This is a genomic window from Actinocrispum wychmicini, assembly GCF_004345645.1.
In the GTDB taxonomy this organism is placed as follows: Bacteria; Actinomycetota; Actinomycetes; order Mycobacteriales; family Pseudonocardiaceae; genus Kibdelosporangium; species Kibdelosporangium wychmicini.
Genome location: NZ_SLWS01000005.1, coordinates 116,135 through 143,132, shown reverse-complemented (window position 1 = coordinate 143,132; position 26,998 = coordinate 116,135). Strand labels below are relative to the sequence as shown.

The 26,998-nt window shown below is 68.5% G+C and carries 24 protein-coding genes and 1 tRNA gene; 7 read left to right on the top strand and 18 right to left on the bottom strand.

Translation table 11 applies throughout. From position 1 onward, the window contains the following. The first annotated feature begins 109 nt into the window (after positions 1–109). Positions 110–1,057: a threonine ammonia-lyase gene (locus EV192_RS22610; RefSeq protein WP_132118537.1), complete on the top strand. Its 948-nt coding sequence runs from the start codon at positions 110–112 to the stop codon at positions 1,055–1,057. 4 nt (positions 1,058–1,061) lie between these two features. On the opposite strand, the gene EV192_RS22605 is transcribed toward EV192_RS22610, so the two are convergent. Together EV192_RS22605 and EV192_RS22600 are read right to left on the bottom strand one after the other, a co-directional pair. After that, positions 1,062–2,546, bottom strand: coding sequence for an MFS transporter (locus EV192_RS22605; protein ID WP_279493901.1), 1,485 nt, complete (start codon positions 2,544–2,546; stop codon positions 1,062–1,064). Between the two features lie 5 nt (positions 2,547–2,551). After that, positions 2,552–3,316: a GntR family transcriptional regulator gene (locus EV192_RS22600; protein ID WP_132118533.1), complete on the bottom strand. Its 765-nt coding sequence runs from the start codon at positions 3,314–3,316 to the stop codon at positions 2,552–2,554. Positions 3,317–3,479: 163 nt separating this feature from the next. Between EV192_RS22600 and EV192_RS22595 the strand changes: the two genes are divergently transcribed. After that, entirely contained in the window at positions 3,480–4,523 is a 1,044-nt protein-coding gene (locus EV192_RS22595) for an SIS domain-containing protein (protein WP_132118531.1), read from the top strand. 305 nt (positions 4,524–4,828) lie between these two features. Here the strand turns inward: EV192_RS22595 and nagA are convergent, their stop codons facing one another. Further along, the gene (nagA, locus tag EV192_RS22590) at positions 4,829–6,013 is read right to left on the bottom strand and encodes an N-acetylglucosamine-6-phosphate deacetylase (protein ID WP_132118529.1); all 1,185 of its coding nucleotides are present in this window, start codon (positions 6,011–6,013) and stop codon (positions 4,829–4,831) included. Between the two features lie 163 nt (positions 6,014–6,176). Between nagA and EV192_RS22585 the strand changes: the two genes are divergently transcribed. Further along, entirely contained in the window at positions 6,177–7,127 is a 951-nt protein-coding gene (locus tag EV192_RS22585; protein WP_132118527.1) for an N-acetylglucosamine kinase, read from the top strand. Here EV192_RS22585 and EV192_RS22580 read toward each other — a convergent pair. The 5 genes from EV192_RS22580 to EV192_RS22560 are packed head-to-tail and all read right to left on the bottom strand — an operon-like array spanning position 7,028 to position 10,778. After that, positions 7,028–7,771, bottom strand: coding sequence for a DUF3159 domain-containing protein (locus EV192_RS22580; protein ID WP_132118525.1), 744 nt, complete (start codon positions 7,769–7,771; stop codon positions 7,028–7,030). The two genes, EV192_RS22585 and EV192_RS22580, sit on opposite strands and share 100 nt — an antisense overlap. Before the next feature lie 13 nt (positions 7,772–7,784). After that, positions 7,785–8,528 carry an ESX secretion-associated protein EspG gene (locus tag EV192_RS22575; protein ID WP_132118523.1) on the bottom strand — a complete coding sequence of 248 codons (744 nt, stop codon included), beginning with the start codon at positions 8,526–8,528 and terminating at the stop codon, positions 7,785–7,787. Then, a complete protein-coding gene (locus EV192_RS22570; RefSeq protein WP_132118521.1) occupies positions 8,525–9,739 on the bottom strand; it encodes a hypothetical protein in 1,215 nt (404 codons plus the stop codon). The genes EV192_RS22575 and EV192_RS22570 overlap by 4 nt, the downstream gene beginning before the upstream one ends. A gap of 8 nt (positions 9,740–9,747) precedes the next feature. Beyond that, entirely contained in the window at positions 9,748–10,281 is a 534-nt protein-coding gene (locus EV192_RS22565) for a DUF3558 family protein (RefSeq protein ID WP_132118519.1), read from the bottom strand. Positions 10,282–10,301: 20 nt separating this feature from the next. After that, positions 10,302–10,778, bottom strand: coding sequence for a hypothetical protein (locus EV192_RS22560; RefSeq protein ID WP_132118517.1), 477 nt, complete (start codon positions 10,776–10,778; stop codon positions 10,302–10,304). 217 nt (positions 10,779–10,995) lie between these two features. Here EV192_RS22560 and EV192_RS22555 point away from each other — a divergent pair, with 217 nt between their 5' ends. Continuing rightward, the gene (locus EV192_RS22555; protein ID WP_132118515.1) at positions 10,996–11,772 is read left to right on the top strand and encodes an SGNH/GDSL hydrolase family protein; all 777 of its coding nucleotides are present in this window, start codon (positions 10,996–10,998) and stop codon (positions 11,770–11,772) included. Between the two features lie 158 nt (positions 11,773–11,930). Here the strand turns inward: EV192_RS22555 and EV192_RS22550 are convergent, their stop codons facing one another. The 6 genes from EV192_RS22550 to EV192_RS22525 form a co-directional block, all read right to left on the bottom strand. Beyond that, positions 11,931–14,693 carry an AfsR/SARP family transcriptional regulator gene (locus tag EV192_RS22550; RefSeq protein ID WP_132118513.1) on the bottom strand — a complete coding sequence of 921 codons (2,763 nt, stop codon included), beginning with the start codon at positions 14,691–14,693 and terminating at the stop codon, positions 11,931–11,933. Positions 14,694–14,975: 282 nt separating this feature from the next. Further along, positions 14,976–16,004 carry an L-glyceraldehyde 3-phosphate reductase gene (gene mgrA, locus EV192_RS22545; RefSeq protein WP_207926197.1) on the bottom strand — a complete coding sequence of 343 codons (1,029 nt, stop codon included), beginning with the start codon at positions 16,002–16,004 and terminating at the stop codon, positions 14,976–14,978. Between the two features lie 68 nt (positions 16,005–16,072). Further along, positions 16,073–16,807, bottom strand: coding sequence for a hypothetical protein (locus EV192_RS22540; RefSeq protein WP_132118509.1), 735 nt, complete (start codon positions 16,805–16,807; stop codon positions 16,073–16,075). Positions 16,808–16,940: 133 nt separating this feature from the next. Beyond that, complete coding sequence (locus EV192_RS22535) at positions 16,941–17,651, bottom strand: Crp/Fnr family transcriptional regulator (protein WP_165960547.1); 711 nt, start codon at positions 17,649–17,651, stop codon at positions 16,941–16,943. 116 nt (positions 17,652–17,767) lie between these two features. Continuing rightward, positions 17,768–19,003, bottom strand: coding sequence for a DUF445 domain-containing protein (locus EV192_RS22530; protein ID WP_132118505.1), 1,236 nt, complete (start codon positions 19,001–19,003; stop codon positions 17,768–17,770). Then, positions 19,000–19,737, bottom strand: coding sequence for an Abi-alpha family protein (locus EV192_RS22525; RefSeq protein ID WP_207926196.1), 738 nt, complete (start codon positions 19,735–19,737; stop codon positions 19,000–19,002). Before EV192_RS22525 ends, EV192_RS22530 begins: the two co-directional genes overlap by 4 nt. A 105-nt stretch (positions 19,738–19,842) precedes the next feature. On the opposite strand from EV192_RS22525, the gene EV192_RS22520 reads away from it, so the two are divergent. From EV192_RS22520 to EV192_RS22510, 3 genes are all read left to right on the top strand, one after another. Continuing rightward, positions 19,843–20,406: a TetR/AcrR family transcriptional regulator gene (locus tag EV192_RS22520; RefSeq protein WP_207926195.1), complete on the top strand. Its 564-nt coding sequence runs from the start codon at positions 19,843–19,845 to the stop codon at positions 20,404–20,406. A 57-nt stretch (positions 20,407–20,463) separates the two neighbouring features. Continuing rightward, the gene (locus EV192_RS22515) at positions 20,464–22,689 is read left to right on the top strand and encodes a molybdopterin-dependent oxidoreductase (RefSeq protein WP_132118503.1); all 2,226 of its coding nucleotides are present in this window, start codon (positions 20,464–20,466) and stop codon (positions 22,687–22,689) included. Between the two features lie 114 nt (positions 22,690–22,803). After that, positions 22,804–23,619 carry a hypothetical protein gene (locus tag EV192_RS22510; protein ID WP_132118501.1) on the top strand — a complete coding sequence of 272 codons (816 nt, stop codon included), beginning with the start codon at positions 22,804–22,806 and terminating at the stop codon, positions 23,617–23,619. Between the two features lie 54 nt (positions 23,620–23,673). On the opposite strand, the gene EV192_RS22505 is transcribed toward EV192_RS22510, so the two are convergent. From EV192_RS22505 to EV192_RS22490, 4 genes are all read right to left on the bottom strand, one after another. After that, on the bottom strand, positions 23,674–24,117 hold the full coding sequence (locus EV192_RS22505; RefSeq protein WP_132118499.1) for a hypothetical protein: 444 nt from the start codon (positions 24,115–24,117) through the stop codon (positions 23,674–23,676). Between the two features lies 1 nt (position 24,118). Continuing rightward, positions 24,119–25,258, bottom strand: a complete 1,140-nt coding sequence (locus EV192_RS22500; RefSeq protein ID WP_132118497.1) for a type VII secretion target — start codon at positions 25,256–25,258, stop codon at positions 24,119–24,121. 28 nt (positions 25,259–25,286) lie between these two features. Beyond that, a complete protein-coding gene (locus EV192_RS22495; protein ID WP_132118495.1) occupies positions 25,287–26,615 on the bottom strand; it encodes a hypothetical protein in 1,329 nt (442 codons plus the stop codon). Positions 26,616–26,812: 197 nt separating this feature from the next. Then, positions 26,813–26,888, bottom strand: a tRNA-Thr gene (locus tag EV192_RS22490). Between the last annotated feature and the right edge of the window lie 110 nt (positions 26,889–26,998).

Here is a 26,998-nt window from a genome sequence, read left to right as displayed (position 1 = left end):
CTCATCGTGACGTAGGACGGCCAAAACGCCGATCCGGTTGACCGAACGTGACCACCGCCACCCGTTTGGTCCACAAAGGACACAGCGGGACAGTGGCAGACTCTGCGGTGTGCGCATGGTGACCATCGACGACATCAAAGCCGCGGCGGACCGGATCCGGGACGTCGCCGTCCGTACGCCACTGCTCCCGGCCGGGTGGGCCGACCCAGACCGTCCACTGTGGATCAAACCGGAGAGCCTGCAGGCCATCGGGGCGTTCAAGGTCCGTGGCGCGTTCAACGCGCTCGCCCGGCTCGACGAACCCGTCCGGGCCCGCGGCGTGGTGACCTACTCGAGCGGGAACCACGCGCAGGCCGTCGCCTTCGCCGCGGCCGCGTTCGGGGTTCCGGCGCACGTCGTGATGCCCGAGGAGACGCCCGACATCAAGATCGAGGCGACCCGCGGGTACGGCGCCGAGGTCGTCATCTGCGGCCCCGGGCAGCGCGAGATCGTCGCCGCCCAGGTGGTCAAGCGGACCGGCGGGGTGCTGGTGCCGCCGTTCGACCACCCGGACGTCATCGCCGGCCAGGGCACGATCGGCCTGGAGATCGCGCACGACCTGCCGGACGTCGAGAACGTGCTCGTCCCGGTCAGCGGCGGCGGCCTGGCCGCCGGGGTCGGCACGGCCATCAAGGCGCTGTGCCCGAACGCCCGGGTCTACGGCGTGGAACCCGAACTGGCCGCGGACACCGTCGAAGGCCTCCGGCTGGGGCACCGGGTGGACTGGTCGATCGAGGACCGCAACCGGACGATCGCCGACGGCCTGCGGTCCCAGCCGAGCGACCTGACGTTCGCACACCTGCAGCAGGTCCTGGACGGCATGATCACGGTCACCGAGGACGAGATCAGGGACGCCGTCCGGCAACTCGCCTACCAGGCCCGCCTGGTGGCCGAACCCAGCGGCGCCACCCCGCTGGCGGCGTACCTGAAGCAGGCGACCCCACCCGGCCGGACGGTGGTGGTCATCTCCGGCGGCAACATCGAGCCACCCATGCTGCGGGAGATCCTCGCCGGCTGAGGACTCAGGTATGCGCCGGCTTGATGTGAGTCGGCGGCCCTTCGACCCCGCAGTGCAGGCAGTCGCCAGGAGCGGGCGCTTCGGGTTCCGCGGCGGGCGGGGACGCGAAGACGTCGTTGCGGACGCCCAGGGCGATGAGTCCGCCCACGGCCGCGAGCACCGCGCAGATCACCAGCGCCGTACGCCACGCGCTCGTGAGGGCAGTGGGATCGGTGTACGCCTCGCCGGTCAGGCCAGAGACCGAGGGCAACACGGCCACCGCCAACAGCCCGCCTGTCCGCGCGATGGCGTTGTTGACGCCCGAGGCAACGCCCGCGTGTCTGTCCTCGGCCGACGCGAGCACAGTCGCCGTCACGGGAGCGACCACACACGTGAGCCCGAGTCCGAACACGACGACCGCCGGGAGCACCTCCGTCAGATACGACGCTCCCGGACCGATCCGCATGTACAGCAGCATGGCCACGGCGATGATCAACGGCCCGACGACGAGCTGCAGCCGTGGGCCGATCCGGGACGCGAGTTTGCCTGACCACGACGACGTCAACAGCATGATGATCGTGATCGGCAGGCCCGCGATCCCGGCGACCGTCGGCTGGTAGCCGAGGGACACCTGCAGTTGCAGCACCATCAGCATCATCACGCCACCGAGCGCGGTGTAGACCACGAACGTCAACGCGTTGGACACGGTGAAGGTGCGGTCCCGGAACATCTCCGGCGGCACCAGCGGATCCCGCAGCCGGAACTGCATGGTCACGAACGTCACAAGCCCGCCCACGCCGAGCACGATCGCGACCAGCACCAGCGGGTCGGCGATGCCACGCACCGGCGCCTCGACCAACGCGGCGGTCAGACCAGCCAGACCAATCGCGCCCAGGGACGAGCTGGTGATGTCCGGCCGGCCGTGCAGCTGCTCGTCGCGGGACTCCGGCACGTACTTGAGCGACATCCAGATGCACAGGACGGCGACCGGCACGTTGATCAGGAACGCCAGCCGCCACGACCACGCCTGGACCAGCAGACCACCGACCAGGGGGCCGACCGCGGCCGCGATACCGCCCAAACCGGACCACGCGCCGATGGCCCGTGCCCGGTCGGAACGGTCGAAAGAGGACTGCAGGATCGCGAGCGACCCCGGGGTGAGCAGCGCGCCGCCGACGCCCTGGAGGATGCGCGCGGCCACGAGCAGCCCGGTGTTCGGTGCGAGACCGCAGAGCAGGGAGCTCGCGCCGAACCAGACGACCCCGATCATGTACACCTTGCGCCGGCCGTACCGGTCGCCGAGCGATCCGGCGATCAGGATGAGCGAGGCCAGCGACAACAGGTAGCCGTCGAGTATCCATTGGAGCCCGGCGACGGACGCGTCAAGCTCCTTGCCGATCCGTGGCAGGGCGACGTTGACGACGGTGCCGTCGAGCATGGCCATGCCGGAACCGATGATGGTGGTGGCCAGCACGCCACGCGCGACGGGCGTCCCCCAGCGAATGCTCACTCTGGCTACCCGTTTGGACGGTTCAGGGTCGCCACGAACTTGTACCGGTCGCCGCGGTAGACCGAGCGGACCCATTCCACCGGGCGCCCGTCGGTGCCGAACGAGTGTCGCGACAGCAGCAGCATCGGCATGCCGACGTCGGCGCCGAGCAGCTCCGCCTCCTGCGGCCCGGCCAGGCCGGTCTCGATGGTCTCCTCCGCGTGCCCCAGTTCGACCCCGAACCGTTCGCGCAGGACTTGGTACAGCGAGCCGCCACTGGTGATGTAGCGCCGCAGGCCACGGAACCTGCCGAGCGGCAGATGGGTGGTCTCCAGCGCCATGGGCTCGCCGTCGGCGAACCGCAACCGGTGCAGCCGCAGGATCTTCGCGCCCGCGCGGATGCCCAACAGCCGCGCCAGCTCAGCTTCCACCGGCAACTCGGACACCTCGAGCAAACGTGAAGAAGGTTCACGTCCCTGCGCTCGCATGTCCTCGGTGTACGACGAAAGATGCAGTCGCTGCGCCACTTTCGGCTCAGCCGCGAACGTCCCCTTGCCCTGGACGCGGAGCAGCCGACCCTCCACAGTCAGTTCCGCCAACGCCTGACGCACGGTCGTGCGGGACACGTCGAACTCCGCCGCGAGCGAGCGCTCGGTCGGGATCGGTGACCCTGCGGGCAGCGCGCTCAGCAGGTCAAGCAGATGCCGCTTCAGGCCCCAGTACTTCGGCTCCCGCTGCAGGCGCGCTGCAGTGGCGGTGTCCGGCGTGGCGGCGGACGATGTCTCCAGCATGGCCTCCTCCTCAGGCGTACCCCCACAGCATGCCCTGCCACCGGCTCAGATGCGATCAAACCCCGCCGAGTTGCCCGTTGGAGTGACAAACTGGCACCAGTCGTCTCACCCGCCGGACACGATTGCCCACGCGATACGATTGGTCTAGACCTAAGGAGGGACGATGACCGACGCCGCGCCCGGCCAGCACATGCGTGCCGAGATCGCCGAGCAGCCCCAGGTGTTCGCCGCCATCACCGCACGCCAGGCCGAGATCGCACAGGTGGCCACCGTACTGGCCGAACGCCGGCCCCGGTTCGTGCTGCTCGCCGCCCGTGGCTCCAGCGACCACGCGGCGCTGTACGCCAAATATCTCATCGAGGTGCTGCTGGAACTGCCCGCCGGGCTGGTGTCGGCCTCCACCACGACGCTGTACGGGGCCAAACCCGACCTGTCCGACGTGCTGTACCTGGTAGTCAGCCAGAGCGGCGGCTCCCCCGACCTGATCGAAGCCACCCGGCAGGCCCGCCTGCAGGGCGCACTGACCGTCGCGGTGACCAACAACCCCACCTCGGACCTGAACTCGGCGGCGGAACTGTCCGTCGACATCGGCGCGGGCAAGGAGATAGCGGTAGCGGCCACCAAAACCTACTCGGCCACCCTGCTGAGCCTTTACCTCCTGATCGACGCCGTCCGAGGTGGACACGGCACGGACGCCATGGACCTGCCGGCACTGGCCGCGGAAGCGTTGTCCACCATGGAATCCCCAGTGACCGAAGCAGTCGCCCGGTACCGCTACGTGGAACGGATGGTCACCACCGGCCGCGGCTACTCCTCAGCCACAGCCGCCGAAGGCGCCCTCAAACTGGCCGAGACAACATACCTGGCCGCCCGCGCCTACAGCGGCGCCGACCTCCTGCACGGCCCCGTCGCCGCCATCGACTCCGACACCGGCGTAGTGGCCGTCACCAGCGCCGGCAAAGGCGGCGAAGCCATGCGCGAGATCGTCCAGGCCGTGCGGCAGCGCGGAGCAGACGTACTCGCCGTCGGCTCCGCCGCCCAGGACATGCCCGCCAGTTCCCGAATCCCGCTGCCCACCACCGCTGAGGAAGTAGCCCCCATCCTCGAGGTGCTGCCCCTGCAAAGCCTCGCCCTCGGCCTGTCCCTGGCCCGTGGCGGAGACCCCGACAACCCACGCGGCCTGTCCAAAGTCACCCGCACCCTCTAGGTCGTTGCTCGAAGTCCCCGTTCGATGAGCGTTGGCATCGAGGCGGTTCCTGGCGTCGCCGCAGTTGCGCCCTAATACCTTGGTTGTATTCGGCGGTGGCGCCACCTCGGCTTTCGCGGCCGGGACTCCGAGGCAAGCCCCAATCCCCCACTTGGGTGATTCCCGCGCGAGCGGCCCACTCGCACGGGCTCGCATCCCCGAAACCCCCACCCGCACCCTCTCCAGCGATACGCTGGCCCCGGGGTCGCCCCCCGGAGAGGGTGGGGGATTTGCCGCCGCGGTTGAGGCGGGTGGCAATGGATCTTTTACGACGGTTGGGGCGCGGTCTCGCGGTGTGGGGGGATCGGGGTTTCCGGTTCGGCGGTTTCCTTGTCGTGGACGAGTTTGCCTTCCACCCAGACTTTGGCGGGCTTCAGTTCGTCGTCCCACAGCACCAGGTCGGCCAGGGCGCCGACCTCGATCCGGCCCATCGCCGGCTCGCCGATGGTGTCCGCGGGGACGATTGTGGCGGCTCGGAAGGCCACGACGGGGTCAACGCCGATCGAGATGATGTTGCGCACCGCGCGGTCGAGCGTCAGGGCTGAGCCCGCGATGGTGCCGTCCGCCGAACGGGGCACTCCATCGTCGGACAGGAGCACGTCGGCGCCGCCCAGGCGGTAGACGCCCGGCGGCATGCCCGCGGCTGCGACCGCGTCGGTCACCAGTGCCACCCGGTCGCCGGCCGCCTTGAACACCAGGCGGCACGCGTCCGCGCCCACGTGGGCTAGGTCGGCGATCAGGCCGAGGGTGTAGCGGTCGTCCACGAGGGCGACTCCGGGGACGCCCGGTTCCCGGTGGCCGAGACCGCGCTGGGCGTTGAACAGGTGGGTGATCATCCCGGCGCCCGCGTCGGCCGCGTGGGTGGTCTGCACACCGGTCGCGTCCGTGTGGCCCACCGCGACCAGGACGCCCGCGGCGGTGAGCCGATGGATCGCCTCGATGCCTCCTGGCATCTCGGGGGCGAGCGTCACCATGCGCAGTGACGGCAGCTCAAGCATCTTCTCGACGCGTTCGGGTGTCGGCGGGACCATCAGGCTGGGGTCGTGCACACCCGGCCGTTTGGGGGAGAGGAATGGTCCTTCCAGGTGCACGCCAAGGGAGCGTGCGCCTTGACCGTTCACAGTGGACACCGCGTTGAGTACAATCCGTGCCTGTTCCAGCAGTTGGGACAGGTCGGCGGTGATCAGCGTGGGCAGGAACCGGGTCACACCCGTCCGCGGCAGGTCGCTGACGATGCGGCGCATGCCCTCTTCGTCGATCTCGGCGAAGTCCGCGCCGAACGCGCCGTTCACCTGGATGTCGACCAGACCGGGGGTGAGCAGGCCGGCACGTGCACCGTCGGCGGCACCCTCGGTGACCTCGACGATCCGACCGTCCTCGATGCGAACTGACACGGGACCGGTGATGCCGCGGCCGATCAGGGCCTTCTCCGCGGCGAGGACAGTACTCAAACTTCCCCTCCAATTGGTCCAGACCAGTGCTAGCGTATCCGCGAACAATCCACCGAGTCTAGTTAATTATTGACCAGATTCCGAGTCACGATGTGAGAAACCCGCTTCGCCGAGGGGGTGGGGCGAAGCGGGCAACGTCCATACTACTCCGAATGGAGCAGCAGTGAGCTACGTGGTCGGCGTGGACGCGGGCGGCACCGGAACCCGGGCACTGGCGGTTGACCTGGCGGGGTTCCGCCTCGGCCGGGGCGCCTCCGGTGGCGCGAACCCCAACTCGCACCCCTTCGATGTGGCGGCGGGCCGGATCGCCGAGGCGATCACCCTCGCCGTGGCCGACCTCGACCCGGCCGGCTGCCAGGCTTGCGTGGTGGGCATGGCGGGTTCGGCCAAGCTCTCCGATCCCTCGGTCGCCGGCGTGTTCCACGAGACGTGGGCGCGGATCGGCCTCGGCTGCACACCTCGCGTGGTGACCGACCAGGAGGCCGCATTCGCGTCGATGACCAGCGAGCCCGTGGGCACGATCCTGGTCGCCGGCACCGGCTCCATCGCCTCCCGCATCGAGCAACGGCGGGCCGTGAAGACCATCGGCGGCATCGGCTGGCTGCTCGGTGACGAGGGCTCCGCGTACTGGATGGGCCGCGAAGCCGTCCGCGCCGTGCTGAAACTCGTCGAGACGCACGTTCCGGACGGGGCGCTGGCCAAGGCCGTCCTCAATGAGGCGCTGGGCACGTACAACCGCGACCGGGACGAGATCCGCGCCCGGCTGATCACCGCCGCGAACGCCGAGCAGCCCATCCGGCTGGCCCGGTTCGCGCCATTCGTCAGCGCGGCGTTCGGCGAAGAGGACCCGGTGGCCATGGACATCGTGCACCGGACCGTGGACGTCCTGGTCAGGATGGTGCAAGAGACGCGGGCGCCGGAGGAACGGTCGCCGCTCGTGCTGATCGGGAGCGTGGTCGGGCCGGAGAGCCCGGTGGGCGTGCTGCTCCGGCAACGGCTTCAGGACCTGCCGATCTACTTCTCTACCGAGGGCGCGACCGGCGCGGTCTGGTTGGCGGCCGTGGACGTGCTCGGGCCGTCCGCGCCGCGGCCGTCCGAACTCGTTCGCGGGTGACGCAGGCCGGGGTGGTCCTTCGGGAGTGAGCGGAACAGCACAACTCCACTGACCGCCACCGTCAGTGCCACCAACGGCCAGCTCAACACCACAGTCACCACACCCAAGGCGACGACTTCGCCAGCCCACCACAGCAATCCCCACACGACCACCCGCAGCGTGTACTGCAGCAGCACCCAGACCCAACTGGCCCGGCCGTACGCCCGCAGCAGGTCAGGGTCCTTGCGCCACCGGGTTTTCCGGCCCAACCGCCAACTCTTGTCCCAGTCGACCACGAACCCGACGACAACGCCGAGCAACGGCCAGCGGATCACGATGCTCGCCGCCCACAGCAACGCGCTCGCCGCGTTGGACATCAGCCGGATCAGGAAGAAGTCCTGTGCCCGTCCGGTGTGCAGCGCTATCAGCGCACCCGCCGAGACCATCGCCACGCTCACCACGAGCGCCGCCACGTTGCCACCACGAACCAGCCGGTACGTGCCCAGAAGCACGCTGGCGACGACCGCCGCGGCCGCGCCGATCCCGATCGACTGGTGCGCCGCCAGCCAGCCCACCACGAAGGCGACCGGCGGAATGCTCGCGTCCAGCGCTCCTCGGCGCCCGCCGAGCACCTCCCCGAGCGACTCCCGCTTCTCCACACCTATAGCTTAGGCTCCCCTAACGCTTCAGGGCGTGCAGAAGTTCCTCGGACAACCGGTGGGATATCCGGCCGCTGTCGGCCGGGGTGAGCGTCAGCCACTCCTCGCCGTCGCTCGCGGCCCGGAGCACGTTCATGTACCGGCCGGCATCCGTGTCGAACCAGGTGATGCCGGGGAGCCTGGTGGCCTTGCCGTGCGGATCCCGGACCGTGATGCCGAACTGACCGGCGCGGACAACCGGCCGCTGCATCACCGCCGCGAGGCGTTGCAGCTTCATCTTGTCCTCGGGGTCCGGCCTGCGGTGCGCGCCACGGGCGTTCAGGTCGTCCACCGGCATGCTCACCGGCACCCCGGGGCCGGCTTTGACGTGCGGCAACACCTCCACGATCGAGGACGTCAGCGCGGTCTCCCGGACGGATGTGAGCGTGACAGTCAGATCTCCTTGTACGGCAAGGAGAGCGTGCCTCCCGGTAGCCACGACCATGGCCTTTGTCGGCTCACCGGCCATGTCGACCATGGCGACGGCGTCGATGCTGATCGTCGGACGGGCCAGCAGACGCAGGACGTCCTCAAGCTCCGGCTCCGGCCGCCGCCCCCGAACCAGGCCGCGGCGCTCCAGGTCGGAGTACACCGCGGTCTTGATCCGGATGCGCTCCTCGACGGTTTCGCCGTGCGACCGGATCTCCAGCGGGAACGGGAAGGTACCGAGCTTCATGTCCTCCCACAGCATGTCGAGTGCGGGCAACGAAAGCTCGGAGATCATCCGCCGATCACCGGTGGCGCGGTCATCTGGTCCGTGCCGAACATCGCGTCCGGGTCGGGCTCGACCAGGTACGACGGCCGCTGGTGCTGCTCGTCCTCGCCGCCTTCACCCTTGTGCCCGCCGGCGCCCATGCCACCGGCACCCCCGCCGCGACCGCCCGCCGCACCCCGCGCACCGCCCGGTCCAGGTGGCGTGCCTGCGCCGGCTCCCGCCCCTGCTCCGGTCGGCCCGAACCCGGCACCCGGCGACCCGAAAGCACTGCCGCCGAAACCACCACCGAAGCCACCGCCACCACCGGCGGCCGCCGCCCCACCGAACCCAGGGCCACCACCCGGTCCGATCCCGCTCGTCGGCGGACTGCCGGACGGCGCGAACCCGGACGTCCCCGTCCCCATCGGCAACGACGGCATCCCAAAGCTGGGCGGCGGGGGATTGTTGTTGTCCCGGTCATCGGGCTGCGCCCCCATACCCGGCCCGGCACCACCAGCGGGCCGCCCACCAGGTCCGCCCGTGCCAGGACCGCCACCACGCCCCCCACCAGGGCGACCGCCACCACCATTGCCCCCGCCGCCGACCCGCGGCTGACCACCGGGCAACCCGGGCCCGCCGGGCACCGACGGCCCATGCTGGTCCGGCTTCTTGGCACCCTCCCCGCCCAACGCGGGCGGCGGCTCGAACGGCGGAATGGACTGAGCGGCGGCCGCCAACTCGGTGTCCCGTTTCTGCACGACATCAGCGGCCCGCTGATGCGCCTCCTGAGAAGCCTGGTGCTGCTTGTGCATGTCGTACGGCAGCATGGCGATCTGCACAGGGTTGGCGCTGAGAGCCGCGTCCCTGATCATCTTCGTCGGGTCGTAGTCCACCGGCTCCGGCATCGCCGACTTGGCCGCGCCAACCGACTCACCCTGTTTGACGAACGCCTGGCTGGCCTTGGTGAACGAGTCGCCGGTCTGCTCACTCCACTCGGCGACCTTCTGCAACTGGGCCCGCATCGCGTTGGCGGCCGCCCCCGTCCACCCGGACTCCGAGCCGAACACCGCGACCATCAACTTCTCGGCGGCGTCGTTGAGACCGTTGCCCATCGACTTCCACACATCGCTGAGATCGTTGGCATCACCCGGCTGGCCGGCGTCAGTCCAAGCTTTCAGCTCGCGGTGGTCGACACCCATGTAGTGGGTGTCAGCCTTGGGAACCTTGGGACCGTCAACCATGTCGCCCCCTACGACAACTTCGGATCGATGATCTTGGCCACTTGATTCACTTTCGGACATGCCACGTCGTCCGGCTGTCCGCCCGGCGGGTTGCCGATGATGATCAGGGAGGTCGAGTCCGACAGCTCCAAGCCGATGGTGCATCCGCCGCTGCCGATGTACGGCACGGGCGGGAGTGTGGCGGCCTTGTGCCGCGTACCGATGTCGGTGCTGTGACCGCCAAGCCCCGCCAGGCTGTTCTTGGCGTGGCCGATCGCGAGCCCCTCACCACCTGAGGCACCGCCCCAATTACAGACCGTGTATTTGCCGAGAACCGTCTTGGCGGTGCCATCGTGGTAGCCCACACCGCCAGCCTCGGCCGAGGACATCAGACCGCAAGGATCGTCAACGTCCACCTTCGGTGCGCTCGACGACGTCGACCCGGTGGATGGCCGAGTCGAGGTCGAGGTGGTGGCGGTCACGTCGCCACTGGCCTGCGGCAAACCAGCGGTCTTGTCCGAACAACCCGCCAACAGGACGGCGGCCGTACCTGTCACCGCCATGAACACCAACCTGCGCCGACTCACTGGTCGCCCCCCGCGGTGTCGATCTGCCGCCGGTTGGCGCTGTCACTCGCCCCGTAGTTCGCGATGCTCCTGCTGATCGTCGCCTTGAGCTGTTCCAGCTCCTTCGCGAACTGCACCAGGGCCTTGCTCGGCCCTTCCTCGGTGACCTGCTGGTTGAACGTGGCGATGTTCGTCGCATATCCACCGCCGAGCCGCTGGGCGCCCATGTAGCCGGCCATGACCCCGTCCGCTCGCATCTCGGTGACCTGGTCCTGGACCTGCGTGAGCTGCTTGATGATGGCCTCGCCGGTGTCCGGGCTGACGGCGAACTGGCCGGCCTCGGCCGCGGCGAACAGTTCGTCGACGGTGGCGACGACGTTGCCGAGCCAGCCGCCGGTGTTGGGGTCGCGGTGCTGCTCCTTCCAGTGGCGCATCTGCTCTGCCGCACGCTGCGCGTCCGGATTCACCGGCGGCTGCTGCGAACCGTCTGGCATCAGGTCCCCCGTTTAGGCGATCGCTCTCCAACTCCGCATCGTAACTGGGATGGGTCCTGGCCGTGATTGGTTCCCGCAAGCACAGGCAGTCGTGATGGGACAGTGACCATAACAGTGTGTAACGGTGGTCACTGCGTTACAACCGACGGTGGCGTAGGTAGCGATCCGGCGGGCATCCTGGACTGTCAGTTGGGGGTGCGAGGAGTGGAGGGATGACGTGGGCTGGGGCAGCTGGGTGGCTGTGGGGGACAGCTTCACCGAGGGGTTGAGCGATCCGGGGCTGGACGGTGGGTTCCGGGGGTGGGCTGATCGGTTGGCCGAGTTGATGGCTGTGGGTGAGCCGCGGTTTCGGTATGCCAACCTGGCGGTTCGCGGCAAGATGATGGACGAGATCATCGCCGAGCAGGTGCCCGCGGCGATCGCCGCGGCGCCGGACCTGGTGACTATCTGTGCCGGCGGCAACGACCTGATCGTGCCCGGCAGTGACGTGGACGAGTTGGCCGCCAAGATGGACGAGGCCATTGTGGAGCTTCAGCGGGCGGGCAGTGAGGTGCTGCTGTTCGCCGGGCCCGACCCCAAGGCCATGCCGATGGTCCGGCGGGTGCGCGCGAAGGTGGCCATCTACAACGAGCACCTGCACGCGGTCGCGGATCGGCACGGCGCCAGGATCGTGGACCTGTGGGCGATGCACGTGCTCGGTGACCCGCGGGCGTGGAGTGACGACCGGTTGCACTTCTCCGCGGAGGGGCATCGGCGGATCGCCCTGCGCACCGCGGAGGTCCTGGGCGTGCCGACCGAGGATGACTGGCGGGAACCGTGGCCGGAGCAACCGAAAGTGACCTCCTGGTTCCAGTCGCGCAAGGCGGACCTGGACTGGACGCGTACCCATCTCGTGCCGTGGATCCGCAGGCACCTGCGTGGCGAGTCCATGGGGGACGGTGTGTCCGCGAAACGTCCCGAGCTGCTGCCGTTGCGGGACGGGGTGAAGGAGTGACGACCGTGGCCGGCCGGCACTCCCCCTCGGCGTGCCGGCCGGCCGTACAGGTGGCGACTCGCCCCTGGCCGCCACCTCCAGGGCGCGTCGTCGACGCGTCGGCGGACAGCCTGCCAGTTGATCTGGTCAGGCCACTAACCATGCGCTAAACGCCGGAGCTATTCCTCGTCGATCAGAACCCGTACTTGTTCCGCCCGAACCGATCTGACCTGCGTGTACAGTGCCAGCGCCCGTTCCCACTGCCGGCGCGCGGCGGAATGCGAGCCACGCAAGCGAAGCACCTGGCCGAGCACCTCGCGCCCGAACGCTTCGGCCAGCACGAGTCCGGAGGCGACAGAAAGATCGATCGCTTCCCGCGCATGGCGTTCCGCGAAGTCGACCTTGTTCATTTCGGTGAACAACTCGGCCAGGTTGCCGACCGCGAACGCGGCGAATCCGACTTCGCCCACCTCTCGATACAGTTGGACAGCTCGACGTTGGGACTCGACCGCGTCCTGTGCCCGGCCGAGTACCCGCAGCACCTGTGCCATGTTGTTGCGCGCGTGCGCCTCGATCGCCGGTTCGGGGTCGAGTTCAAGCGCTTTCGCATAGCCGGCAAGGGCTTCGTCGTATTTCGACTGTCCGAAGTAGGCGGAGGCGACCGCGTCGTGGCCGACCGCGAGCAACCGGGTGTCGGCCAGTTCGGTTGCCAGCGCAACGACTCGCCTGGCGTCGTCCAGGGTTTCGCCCGCCCGGTCGAACCTCGTGTACGCCGCGCACTTGCTCTGCAGCATCCACGCCTCACCGAACTTCTCACCAGCCGAGACGGCAGCGGACAGTCCTTTTTGGAGAATCGGGAGCCAGTCGTCGAACGTGGATCGGACGGCCCGGAAGTCGTGCGCCATCCTGGCCAGCCGCCACGCGTCGGCGGCGGGGGCCGTGTCGACCAATGTCACGATAGTGAGCCATTCCCGTTCGAACCAGGCCAACGCGGACTCCGCGTCGGTGATCTCCGGATGGTCGACCGAATCGAACTCGAAACCGTCCACGACCGGACGCAGCTGTCGCCTGGCCCGGTCGGCCGCGCTCAGGTAGTAGGCGACCAGCCGGCCGAGCGCGGCGTCCCGCTCGTCGCCCCGCGGCGCGGACTCCTTGGCGTACAGACGAACCAGCTCGTGCATGACGAAGACGTCGCGCCTGGTCTCGGTGACCATGAAACTGTTCGCCAACGTCCGCAGGGCGCGCCGCGCCTCGGCGACATCGCCGGGCGGCGAACGTAAAGCGGCCAACGCCGCCGGTCCGACCGACGGCCCGGGAACGAGCCCGAGCAGCCGGACCGTGGTCGCCACCGACTCACCGAGCCGCCGGTACGTGACGTCCAGCGCCGCGCGCACGCTCGTGTCGGACCGCTCGACGTCCAAAGCCGCCAACCGGGTGTTCTCGTCGGTGAGGTCGGCGACCAACTCGTCCACGATCCAGTCCTGGCGGGCGGCCAGCCGCGCGCCGACGATGCGCAACGCCAGCGGCAGGCACCCGCACAGGGTGGCCAGCCGGTCCAGCCGCTCCTGGTCGATCCGGCCGGCGCCGGCGACCGACTCGACGATCCGCGCCGACTCGGCCAGCGGCAACGTCGACAGCTCAAGCAGCCGGGCGCCGTTGCGCGCGACCATGCCCTCCAGCCGGAACCGGCTGGTGATCAACACGAACGCCCGCGACCCGCCCGGCAACAGCAGCCGGACCTGCTCGGAGTCCAAGGCGTCGTCCAGCATCACGAGCACCCGGCGACGCGCCAGCAACGACCGGTAGAGCGCGGCCCGGTCGTCCCGGTCGACCGGAACCTCACCCGCTGGGACGCCCAAGGTCAACAGGAACTGGGTCAGCACCTCGCCCGGGTCCGCCGGGGCGTGCCGCGGGTGGAACCCCCGCAGCCCGGCGAACAACTGGCCGTCCGGGAACTGCGCCGCCACGGTACGTCCCCACAGCGCGGCCAGCGCGGTCTTGCCGATCCCGGCCAGCCCCGAGACCACACCGATCGGCGTGGCCTCGCCGAAGTCCTCGGCCAGCAGGCTGTCCAGCCACCCCAGTTCCGACTCACGGCCGACGAACCCGACCGGCGCGGGCGGCAGCTGGGCCGGCACGAGCACCCCCACCTTCGGCGGCACGACACGCACCGGCGTGGGGATCAACAGCGTGGCGTCGTCGTTCAGCACCCGTTCGTGCAAGTCACGCAGGCCAGGACCGGGGTCGATGCCGAGGTCGTCGGCCGCGCGCCGGGCAAACCGTTGGTACGCCTCAAGAGCGTCCGCGCGTCGCCCGGTCCGGTACAGCGCGAGCACCAGATGCGCGATCATCCGCTCCCGGAACGGGTACGCCTCGGCGAACGTGGAGAGCTCGCCCACCAGTTCGGCGTGCCGGCCGAGTTCGAGGTCCGCCTCGATCCGCGCCTCCAACACGGCGAGCCGCAACGCCTCCAGCTGTGGCGCGCTGATCCGGGGCGACACGTCGGCCAGCACCGGCCCGCGCCACAGGTCCAGCGACGCCCGCAGCATCTCCGCTCGGCGGACCGGATGTTCGTGGCGGGACCTGGCGAGCAGGATCGTCGCCTGGGTGACGTCGATCAGCTCCTCGTCGACGATGAGCTGGTATCCGGGCAGGCGGGTGTCGATCCACACCGAGCCAGTGGGATCGACCAGGCGCAGTTGCCGTCGCAGTCGCGAGACGTAGTTCTGCACGATCGTGCGCGCGGTCAGCGGCGGATCGTCCCCCCACAACCCGTCAAGGATGTCCTCGACCGGCACGACTTCGTTGGGGCGTAACAGAAGCATCGCCAGCACGCCACGCACGCCCGGTCCGCCGAGCGGCACCGGCTCGCCGTCGACCACCGCCTGCACCGGTCCGAGTACCCCGAACCGGACGACGGCATGGCCATCCCCCGTGCTCACTGCTTGTCCTCCCCCGTCCCCTACTGCCGGTGACCACCGTAAGGCGACGACGGGAAGGGGGTAAAGGATTACCGCACAATTGACCACATGGCGTAACCAGAAATGGGCCCCTGCCGCCCGGTCCCGATCCGGTTGGCAGGGGCCACACTCTCCCGGCCCCGGTCGCGACTCCGTCGGCCCCACCCCGAGTGAGGACCCACGACCCCGTGACCGCAAAACTGGCTGAGCGAGAATCAACGCGTGTCCAAGGTAACAGAACGCGTGTGATCCACTACACCCGGGTCAGCCGGCTTTTCGTGACGGTGCCCACAGGTCCACACCGGACTCGACGGCGTACTTGTCGATCTCGGCCAGCTCGCCGTCGGTCAAGGGCGCGCCATCGAGCGCTGCCAGGTTCTGCTCCAGCTGCGCGACCGAGCTGACACCGATCAACGCGGACGTGACCCGCTCGTCCCGCAACACCCACGACAGCGCCAACTGCGCCAGGCTTTGCCCGCGCCGCTGGGCGACCTCGTTCAGTCCGCGCACCCGCGCCAGGTTCTCATCGGACAAATGGGACGGTTGCAGCGATCCGTGCTGGGCCGCGCGCGACCCGTCGGGCACGCCGCCCAGGTACTTGTCGGTCAGCAGACCCTGGGCCAGCGGCGAGAACGCGATGCAGCCGGCACCGACCTCGGCCAGCGTGTCCAGCAACTCCGGCTCGATCCACCGGTTGAGCATCGAGTACGACGGCTGGTGGATGAGCAACGGCACCCCGGCCGACCGCAGGATCTCGGCCGCCTCCCGGGTCTTCGCCGGCGAATACGACGAAATGCCGACATAAAGGGCTTTCCCGGACTGCACCGCGGTGACGAGCGCACCCATCGTCTCCTCGAGCGGAGTGTCCGGGTCGAACCGGTGCGAGTAGAAGATGTCGACGTAGTCCAGGCCCATCCGGCCAAGCGACTGGTCCAGCGACGCCAGCAGGTACTTGCGCGACCCCAGGTCGCCGTACGGGCCGGGCCACATGTCATAGCCCGCTTTGGTCGAAATGACCAGCTCGTCCCGGTACGGCCGCAGATCGTCCGCGATGATCCGGCCGAAGTTCTCCTCGGCCGACCCGTACGGCGGGCCGTAGTTGTTGGCCAGGTCGAAATGCGTGACGCCGAGGTCGAACGCCCGCCGGGCGATCGCCTGCGCGTTCTCGTACGGCCGTGCACCGCCGAAGTTCTGCCACAGTCCGAGCGAGACCAGCGGCAACTTCAGCCCGCTGCGCCCGCTCCGTCGGAATTCCGCCCTGTCGTATCGCCGCTCATCGGCCTGGTACACCACGGCGACCGATCCTATGCGAAAACGGTTACAGGCGGGGTGGCCGGCGTTGGGGGCAGGCCACCCCGACCTCATCCGCCGATGAACCCGCGCTGCACAGCTGCCCGGTGCCGCCCTCGGATGGCGACTTCGGACACCTCATCGGCACGGACAACATATGGCCGCGCGTGCACCTCGGCGGAGTCCCATCTCGGCACCACCGGCCGGCTGAACATGTCGATCGAGTCCGAGCGGCCCGGCAGCCACAGCCAGCCGTACCCCTTGAACTCCTTCTCTCGCACCGCCAGCCTGCGGAACTGATCAGTCCGCAGTGACGTGTGCCCGGCCTCGACCACCGAGTGGTAGACCAGTTCGGACAGCATGACCGCGAGGTTGGCCTGCGGCCACTGCTCCAGGACACCGCGCAGCGGCTTGGAGTTCAGCAGCCGGCTCACCACCACCGCGTCACGGCAGGGATAGCCGTTGGGACCGTCCACCACCACGCCGTGGTGTACGGCCATCCGCAGGCGCAGGCGCGCCCACGGCATCACTTCCTCGTTGTAGACCCGGAGTTCGGACTCCAGCCGACGGGTGAAGCCGTCCACCACAAGCGGCTCTGGTTCCTCGGCCGGCAGGACGCACAGTTCCGCGTCGCCGTGTTGCTGGCGTGCCCATGTCTGCCTGTTCAGCCGCATCGACGCGGCCGCCCGGTCGAGACACCGCAGCAGTGTCTCCTGCCATTTCTCCTGGCGCTGCTCGGGCGCGGCTCCGTACCCACGGATATCCACTCCGACGTACAACGAGCGCCGGAAGTGCGTATGTCCCATCCACTAGCCCTTTCGTGTACGCATCCGAGGGAGTGTGGTGCTCTGCGTAACTATGCAATAGTTCTTCCGTATGAAAGCGGTATTGATGCGGGTTCAACACTATTAGCAGAACCACTGCCTGTCAGTACGCTCGTTACGTTAACTCGGCCTGTTCCTTCAACCGGGGCATGTCGAGCACGACGATGCCCCGATAACGGCCGGTCACCAGCCCCTCCTGCTGAAATGAACGAATGATCTTCTCGGCCGTGCTGAGTTTGATACCCGCGATCGACGCCAGCTCTTCCCTGGTCAGCGGGACGCCCAGTTCCCACTTGCTGCCGGTCCGGGTGCCGTATGCCTCACACAGGTCGACGAGCACCCGCGCGACCCGGACGCTCGCCGGCCGGCCGTGTTCGGTTCGGCGCCGGTCGGCCCAGCGCAGCCGTTCGCCGAGCATGCTCGCGACCTCGATCGCCGCGTCCGGGTGCCGGGCCAGGAAATTGCGTAGTTCGGCCCGGCTCATCCGCTTGTAGAAGATCTCGGTGCACGAGATGACGGTCGCCGAACGCGGCCCCACGTCCAGTGCGGCCATCTCGCCGAGCAGGTCGCCGGCGACCCGGATGGCCAACAGGGTGCGCTCCCCGGTCGGGTCGGTGGCCTGCACCTTCACCGAGCCGTGCAGCAACAACAGCGCGCTCGAATCCTGCTCGCCCTGTTTGATGAGTGTCGCGTTGGCCGGTCGGCTCTCCGAAACACCGACCGCCAGGAATTCCTCCCTCGTCCGCTCGGAGAGCCGGCCGAGAAGGCTGGCAGCGGGGTACGGCAGCGCGCTGGCGTGCGCTTTTCTTGAATTGATCTTTCCCACCTCGCCGGAATCTGGGGGACCCGAATCGCGGATACTCCTCGAGCCGACCACCCGACGATCGGTGGGTTTCCGCTAGCCGTTAGCAATACTGACACACCGATAACGCCGAGCAGCCATCAGTGGGTCAGGTTCTCGACCAGGACGACTTGCAGCTCGCCAACAGCGAAGCCCAGGACGGCGCCCACGGTGATCAGAATCCACTCGTCCTGCTGGAAGGCCGGACGGATCAGTTCCTCGAACTCTTCGGCCGACAACTCCCGCATCTTCTGGACCAGTGTGTTGCGGATGTCCATCGCCTCTTCGGCGTAGTCCTCGATGTACGCGAGGGTGTCCGGCATCCGCCGCATCACCTTCTCCGCGACGCTGTGCTTGATCTCCTGGTATCGCCGGCTGCCCACGGTGACCGCCATCAACGGCCTGGCCAGCCGGGTCTGCCGGTCCAACGCGGCGGTGACCTGCCGTTCGACGACCGCGAACAACCTGTCGGCCAACGGCCCGCGCAGCACCGCCGCCATCACGTTGTGCGGCGTGATGATCTCCTTGGCGATCAGGTCGCCGTAGTCGGCCGCGACCTCCTGGCGTCGTTTGAGGAACAGGCCCTGCCAACGGAACACGCCGAAATACCGTTTTGGTTCCCTGGGGTGGAAAATCATCCGCAACGCGAGCCAGTCGGTGAACCATCCGGTCAGCCCGCCGAAGATCGGCATCACCCACGGTGACCGCAGCACCGCCCACGCGCCCATCTGCACCAGGCCGATCACGAACCCGAACACCAGCCCGGACCGGGCGATGAACTGGAACTCCCTGTGGCCGGCCCGCTGGAACATCCGGTTGAGCAGTTCCTTGTCCTTCACCAGGTTCTCGACCACCATGCCCTTGAGGTCGAACACCGAGTCCACATCGGACTGAACGCTGGCCAGGATGGCCTTGACCACCTTGGGCGCCTCCGCCCGCACCCGGTTCACGACCAGGTCGCGCACCTGCTGCGGGAGCGAGTCCCAGAGTCCCGGCTCGTACTCGGCGGCGATCTCCTGGGTGATCTCGCCGACCGCCTCGAGCAGCGGCTGCTCCAGTTCCTTGGCCACCCGGTCCGGGTCCAGCCGGCTGACCACCTCGCCGGCCGAGATCAGCCGGTCGGTCATGGTGTCGCACGCGATCGCGGCCATCCGCGCGGCCTTCCGCGGGACGATGCCCTGCCAGCCGAAGAACGGCCGGACGCCGGTGAACTCGATCGGCTGGAACATCATCCGGATCGCGACCACCTTGGTGCCGTACCCGATCAGCGCGGCGATCACCGGCATGGACACGTAGACGTACCAGTTGCGCGCGAAGTCCGCGAGGATCTCGCTCATCCGGGCCGGGCCGCGTCCCAGAACTGCCTGCCCAAAGTGGACAGTCGCAGGGTGCGCCGGGCGAACCGCGGCGTCGTCTTGCGGACCGTGCGCACCTCCTCCTCGGCCGCGCGCACGCGGTCCTCGGTCAACAATATGTCGTACTGGACCGACAGGCCGGGATCCTCCGGGCCGACCTCCACCAGGCCGAGATGCTCCAGCCTGGTCACGTAGTTCGGCACCAGGTCCGGCAGGGTGACGCCGGCGGCCCGGCCGACCGACGACGCGTTGCGCAGCACGATCCGCTGCTGCCCGCCCAGCGCCGCCCGCGCGGCCACGTGCACCAGGGCGTACGGGGCCCCGTCGGACAGCGCGGACAGGATCCGGGCCTCGTCCGGCAGGAGCTGGCGCAGGAGGGACGTGAACACGTACTCCCGGCTCTGCTCCCGGTCCATCTCGGCGGACCGGCGCAGCAACTCGGCCATGGCCGTGCGCAGCGGGTCGACCTGGCCGTCCAGGACCATCGGCGTGGCGGGGGCGATGATCCGGCCGCTCAGCGTGCCTTCCTCGTCCACTTCGTCCAGGCGTTTGCGCATCTGGTCGAGCACGGCCCGTTCAGCCTTGCGGAACTGCCTCTGGGCCGCCTCGCCGCCAGGCAACCGCGCCGCTGCCTCCCAACTCGCGCGCGCCAGCCAGCCGGCGACCCGCCCGGCCTGCTCCACCACCCGGTCGATCCCATCCCGCTGTTCGGCCACCGCACCCTCCCACCCTTCGGCGGATCAGGTTTATCACAGGTCAGACGCGGTGCTCACGCTTCCTATGCCGACCGGCTATGACGGCCGTCATAGTAGAGTGGCGCCGTGGGCAACGACGTACGTACCAAGATGATCCGCAGCGCCGCCGTCCTGTTCCGGGAACGCGGTGTCGCCGGGACGTCACTGGCGGACGTCGTCGAGCACAGCGGCGCCCCGAGAGGTTCGATCTACCACCACTTTCCCGGCGGGAAGGACCAACTCGCGCAGGAGGCCACCCGGTGGGCGGCCGGCCTGATGACCCGGCTGATCGACCGGGCGGACGACCCGGTCGCGCTGGTCCGCGGACTCGCCGGATTCTGGCGGGCCGAGTTGGGCGGGGACTTCCGGACCAGCTGCCCGGTGATGGCCGCCGCGCTCGCCGAGGCCGAATCGGCGTCGGCGTACGCGGCGGCGGGTGCGGCGTTCACCGAGTGGGAGACGGCCGTCGCCAGCATCCTCGTTCGGCAGGGAGTTCCCAGCTCACGGGCGATGGCGACGGCCTCGCTGATGATCGCGGCCGTCGAGGGGGCGATCGTGGTCGCTCGGGCCCAGCGCAGTGTCCAAGCGCTCGACCGGGTCGAGGCCGAGCTGGTCCGGCTGGTGAGCCACCTGCTCGTGGACACGGCTTGACGGACCGCGCCGGCCAGTCGATTATGACGACTGGCATAGTGATCGTCGGGAGGCGTCATGGCGCAGTGGCACAAGTCGGCGTGCATCCTCTGTGAGTGCAACTGCGGCATCGAGGTGTTCACCTCCGATGGCCTGCTGGAGCGGGTGCGCGGCGACAAGGACCACGTCTCCTCCCAGGGCTACACCTGCAACAAGGCACTGCGCCTGCCGCACTACCAGAACGGACCGCACCGGCTGACGAGCCCGTTGCGTCGCAAGGCCGACGGCACGTACGAGCCGATCTCCTGGGACACCGCGATCGCCGAGATCGCCGCCCGGCTCGCCGCGGTCCGGGACGCCCACGGCGGCGAGTCGATCTTCTTCTACGGCGGTGGCGGCCAGGGAAACCACCTCGGCGGCATGTACAGCAGCGCGCTGATGCGGGCGCTGGGCGCGCGATACCGGTCGAACGCGTTGGCACAGGAGAAAACGGGCGAGTTCTGGGTGGACTCGCAGCTGTACCAGGCGCACACCCGCGGCGACTTCGAGCACGCCGAGGTGGCCGTGTTCGTCGGCAAGAACCCCTGGCAGTCGCACAGTTTCCCGCGCGCCCGGGTCACCCTGCGCGAGATCGCCCGCGACCCGGGCCGGGCCATCGTGGTGATCGATCCGGTCCGGACGGAGACCGCTGACCTGGCAGACCACCACCTGCAGGTCCGCCCCGGCACGGACGCGTGGTGCCTGGCCGCCCTCGGTGCCGTGCTGGTCCAGGAAGACCTCGTGGACCACGAGTTCCTCGCCGCCCACACGCGAGACTCCGCGGCGGTCCTGGACGCGCTCAACCGGATCCCGGTGGCGGAGTTCGCGTCCCGATGCGGCGTGGACGTCTCGCGCATCCGCTCGGCGGCGCGGCGGATCGGATCGGCCGCGAGCGTGTCGATCTTCGAGGACCTGGGTGTGCAGCAGGCGCCGCACAGCACACTCTCGTCATACCTGGAGAAGCTGCTGTGGTTGTTGACCGGCAACTTCGCCAAGAGGGGAGCGATGAACGCGCATTCGTGGCTGCAGCCGTTGGCTCAGCACAACGCCCGGCACGACCGGCGCACCCCGGTCACCGGCGCGCGTCTCATCGCGAACCTCGTCCCCGGCAACGTGATCGCGGACGAGATCCTCACCGACCATCCCCAACGGTTCCGCGCGATGGTCGTGGAGTCGTCGAATCCCGCCCACTCGCTGGCCGACTCCCAGCGGTTCCGGGCCGCGATGGCCGCGTTGGACCTGACGGTCGTGATCGACGTGGCGATGACCGAGACCGCGCGGCACGCGGACTACGTCCTGCCGGCGGCGTCCCAGTTCGAGAAGTACGAGGCCACGTTCTTCAACCTGGAGTTCCCGCGCAACACGTTCCACCTGCGCGCACCGGCCCTGCCGCCGTTGCCCGGCACGCTGACCGAACCAGAGATGTACGCCCGGCTGATCAGAGCGCTGGACGTGGTCACGGCCGAGGACCTCGCCCCGTTGCACGCCGCACTCGCCGCCGGCCAGTTCGCGCAGGCGGTCCTCGAGATGATGACCGGCAAACTCGCTGGGCTGGCCCCGTTCGTGATGTACGAGGTGCTCGGCCCGACGCTCCCGAACCCGTCGCCCGCCGCTCTCTGGCTGATCGCCCAGCGGTGCTTCTTGACCTACCCGGACGCGGTCCGCCGCGCCGGCCACGCGTCCGGCGACGCCCTCTTCGAAGCCATCCTGTCGTCGCCTTCGGGGGTGACGTTCACCGTCGACGACTACCGTGACACCTGGACGTACGTCGGCGCGGCGGACAAGGCGATCACCCTGGCCATCCCGTCCCTGCTGGCCGAACTGGACGGCCTGCGGGACGCCCCGGCCAGGTGGACGACGGCCGAGTTCCCGTTCGTGCTGTCCGCGGGCGAGCGCCGGTCGTTCACCGCCAACACGATCATCCGGAACCCGTCGTGGCGCCGGAAGGACACCCAAGGCGCCCTGCGGATCAGCCCGCAGGACGCCGAGTCCCTCGGCCTCTCGGAGACCGGGACCGCGGTCGTCACCACCAGCCGCGGCACGGTCCACACCGCGGTCGAGATCACCGACCGGATGCAGCCCGGCCACGTGTCCCTGCCCAACGGGCTCGGCCTCGACTTCCCCGACCAGGGCCGGACCGGCGCGGCGCCGAACGAGCTGACCGACAGCGCCTGGCGGGACCCGCTGTCCGGCACGCCCTGGCACAAACACGTCCCCGCCCGGATCCAGGCCACGACCGCTCCGATGAATGGGGCACTCCATTGACACGGATGGCCGACCGTCCTACGTTCGTGCGGTAAGACATCGGATGTCCGCGTCTGGATATCCGCCGCCCGATGTGCACCCCTGTCGAACGCCGCCAGGAAGGACACACCGACGATGCCGGAACCCCTGCACCCCCGCGCATTCTCCCGGAGGACCGCCCTTCGTTCGCTGGCCGTCACCGCGATCGCCGCGCCGGCCATGCTCAGCCCACTGCACCAGGCGGTCGCCGCCGCGCCACTGTGGCATCCCGACCCGGCCACGGACGGCCTGAAAGCCTTCGAGGGCATCGAGGCCGACCGCGGCAACCACCACCCGGACCGCAAGTACGTGATCGTGGAAGGCGACCACTACCGCTTCAACATCTGGGCCGACGACCGGGACACCACCGGCGGCGGCGACAGGCAACGCACCGAGTCCAAGGGCATGGTGCAGAACGGCACCACGCTGAAGATGCACAACGGCGAGACCTGGAAGATCGCCTACGAGATGTTCATGCCGTCGACCCTGCACGGCACCAGCCGGTTCACCCACATCTTCCAGACCAAGACACCGTCAACCAACGGCGGCCCCTGGGTCACCCTGGACCTCACCCGCAGCGGCAGCAAGGAAATGCTGCGGGCCCGCGCCTACGCGAACTCCGGGTCGCCGGACATCGCCGCGACCGACCTGGCCCCGCTGCGCGACAAGTGGATCACTATCGAGTGGACCTTCACCCCCGGCTCGAAAGGCACGGCAGCCTGCGTGATCCGTAACGGAACAGGGTCGAGCGCGCCGATCGTGGCCCAGGGCAAGATGTCGAACGTGAACATCCCCGACCAGGGCGACTACGTGCGCCCGAAGTGGGGAATCTACCGTTCCGTCGAGAGCGCCAAATCGGACATCATCAACACATACCTGTTGTTCCGAAACTATTCAGCAGCCCGCGGATAGCCCTACCGCAGCGCCCTGACCAGCTACCCCTGCTGGTCAGGGCCGCGAAAAAAGTCAGCCCTGTCGCCGGCCTTTCCACCGGGCCCGCTGAGGCGGCGTTCCAGACGCGGAACGCGGCGGTGGCTGCGACTGGGCAAGAGGCGCCGAGAAATCGAAATCGTCCTCGGCCGGTGGGTCCGGTTTCGGATCGTCGGCGGCCGGCTCGGCTTCGAGTTCCGCGATCAGCTTGTCGAGCGCCGAATCGTCGGCCGCGGCGACCAGCGTGTCGATGTCCACGCCACGCAGCCGTTCAGTGGCCTTGTCGGCGATTGTGGCGAACGCCTCGCGATAGGCGGAGCTGGCGGCCGCTTCAATGAGCGTCATTCGGCCGGACCTGACCTCGCGGGCCATCTCGGCGAGCAGCGGATCGGGGCCGTTCTCCAGCCTGCGCATGGCCAGCTCGGTAAACCTGCGCATCTTGTCCTTGTCGAACGACGCCGGCGGTGTGTGCTCGACCATGTCACGGCCCCACGGACGCCGGGTGGTGATACCCGGGTAACGATGATCCGCCGACATAGCTCAGCGCGTCCAGCTCCGACGGCGGTATGTCGTAGGAGAGATTGCTGTAGGACTCGACGATCTGGACGAGTCGCGCCGCATCAAGGGCAAAGGTGCAGACGTTGACGACGAATCCGATGGCCTCCAGGATCGCCCCTACTATTCCGCCGAAAATGGCCCCGAGGACACCGTCCGCCGAATAACCGGCCGCGATCGCGACCAGAACGGTGACCACCTTGTCCATGATGGAGTCGATGGTGTCGTTCAGGATCTGTGCGGCATGGCAGGCGATCTTGACGTATTCGCAGTAGTTGCTGTACAGCAGGTTGTAGAGCTTGATCTCGGCCTGGGTCGCCGAATGGAACTGCTGGAAGTAGTCGATCGCGGCGTCGGCGGCGTTGCCGGACCACACGCTGGCCAGACTCTCGTCACTGAAGCGCAGGTTCTCCGCCATGCCGGCGACCGCGTCGCCACAGGCATGCCAGACCACCGCGACCTTGGCGAAGTCCTGCCAGTCCCCGGCCAGGAACTCGGCGACTATGCCGAACGGGTCGTGACCGAACGTGTCCTTGCAGAACTCGCGCACATAGTTCATTCCACTGATGACGCCGGTCACATTGCGAAAAGCTGTGTCGATCGGGTTGACGTCGGGCGCAAGACTGTTCCAGTCCACAGTGGGGTTCTGGAGCAGGGCGGTGGGTTCGCTGCGGTCGGCGAAGCGGTTCAGCTCGTCGCCACTCATTCCATAGGAATTCAGGGTGAACCGGTCGTCCAGCGTTTCCTGCGGTGTCACCGCCGCATACGTCGTGTCGAGATCCGCCGCGCTCTCCTGGTCGGTCGACCGGTACCAGGAGGCGGCCTCGGTGACGCCGCTGGACGAGCGGGTTCCGATTGTCCACATGAGATTGGCACGTTCCGTCGACACCTGGACCGCCAGGTCGTGCGTTGGCGCGAGCTGGCTGAGCAGCAGCCCCCAGTCCGACCAGTTGGCGAAGGCGGCCTTTTCCTGAATGTGATTCTTGAGCGCCGTGGCGTCTTCGGCATATCGGCCCAGCAAGGCCGCGAACCTGTCCAAGGCGTCCGGATCAACCTCGAAACTCATGCTCTTTCTCCTTTCTCGTCGGCCCGGCTCAGGCGAGGCCGGGGATGATTTCCTTAGCCGCGGCGTTGACGGCCGCCAGGATTTCGGCCTCTTGCAAAGTCCTGTCCTGGCCGGCCTCCTGACCCGGGCTGGTGGTCAGGCCCTTGCCGTCGTAGCCACCGAAACTCACCGTGGCGATCCGGCCGCCGCTGAGCAGGACCGTGACCGTGGCGCCGCCCGCCTCACCGGGTTGGTACTTGATGTTGCCGGTCACTTGCGAGTAGGCCGCCTGGCCAAGTCCCGGCACGTCTTTCACCTCACCCTTGGTCTGCCCCTCGGTCGCCGGTCCCTTTCCGTGCACCGGCCCGGCATCGTGGTCCTCCTTGGCCTTCTTCCGGTGGTCGTCGAAGATCGCTTGGCCCTGCTTTCCGTATTCCTCGACCCGAGCACCGAAACTGCGGAATTTGAGGCCTTTACCGCCCTCCTGGGGCTCAGAGCTCTGCCACGAGCATTCCGTTACCTTGACGCTTCCGGTGGAGACGTGGTTCTCGGTTTTCGCGTTCGGCGCGTACTTCTCCGCGGTGGCCGCGGAGAGCAGCTTGCACAGTGCGGATCCGGCCCCCTGTTGGCCGCCCCTGGCCGAATCGTCGGCGAGCTTGACCGCGATCTCCTTGGCGAACTCGGTGGCGATGGCCGTCGATTCGGCGTCCGAAAGCGCCTTCGCCGGGGTGCTTCGATCCTCCGGCACGTCCTTCCCGTGGAAGCTGAGCTCCGCCTGCCACACGCCGACCCGGAGCCGGATCATCGTCTCGCTCAGCTTGCCGTCGGTGCTGTTGTACTGGGAGAACGCTTCATCACCGACGCCGGGCAGGTCCCGCGGCTCGGTGTAGGTGGTCGTCCCGGACGACCCGGTCCGCAGACCTTCGTCGTGTTTGCGCTGGGCCGTCTGCTTCCACTCCTGAAATGTCTTCTTCACCGATTCCACCGGGTCCCTGTCCGGCGCGAGGTACCCGGAGACGTCCACGTCGATGCCGCGGGACTTGATGATCTGCTTGTCGTTGGTCGTGTCGCGACTCCAGGTGCAGCGGACCTTCTTGCCGGTCCTGGACGACTCGGACGTCGACGGACTGGTGTGCGCCCCGGGGATGTTCTTCGCCACGGTCTGTGCCGAGACGAAGGAGCACAGGTCCTCACCGGTGATGTCACGCAGTTCGGCCGGCTTGGCCGCCGAGGTCGACGGCCGCGCGATGCCCCCCGGTTTCGGCGCCGGCGCACCCGGCGGGACCCGGCCACCGCCGCCGCACCCCGCGGTCAGCAGCACCGCCAGCCCAGCGGCGGCGAGCACACCCGTGCGCCGAGACAGAACCCATGGCGTCATCGTTCCCCCTGCCTGTCAATTGACAGTTCAGGTTTGCTGACGCCACTTTGTCGGTGGTTTGTTCGCACTTTCCTCGCGCGGGCCGGCGGCCCTTTGCCGCGGAGTGGACCGACGCCTTGGTGGGAGTTGCCGTCACCGCCGCGGTCATCGATCAGCTACAGCGCTCAGCGGACGAGCTGTTCCCGCTGGTCAAGCTGTGGAGCCGGTGGCGGGACTCGAACCCGCGACCTTTCGCTTACAAGGCGAGTGCTCTGCCAATTGAGCTACACCGGCCGGACACGTTCATCGTAGGCAACGAGTCCACCGCATTCGCACACCGGTCGGAGTGGCGCAGGCCACTCCCGGGAGCGTGACGCCTGCCACCCAACCGTTTGCCGGACGCG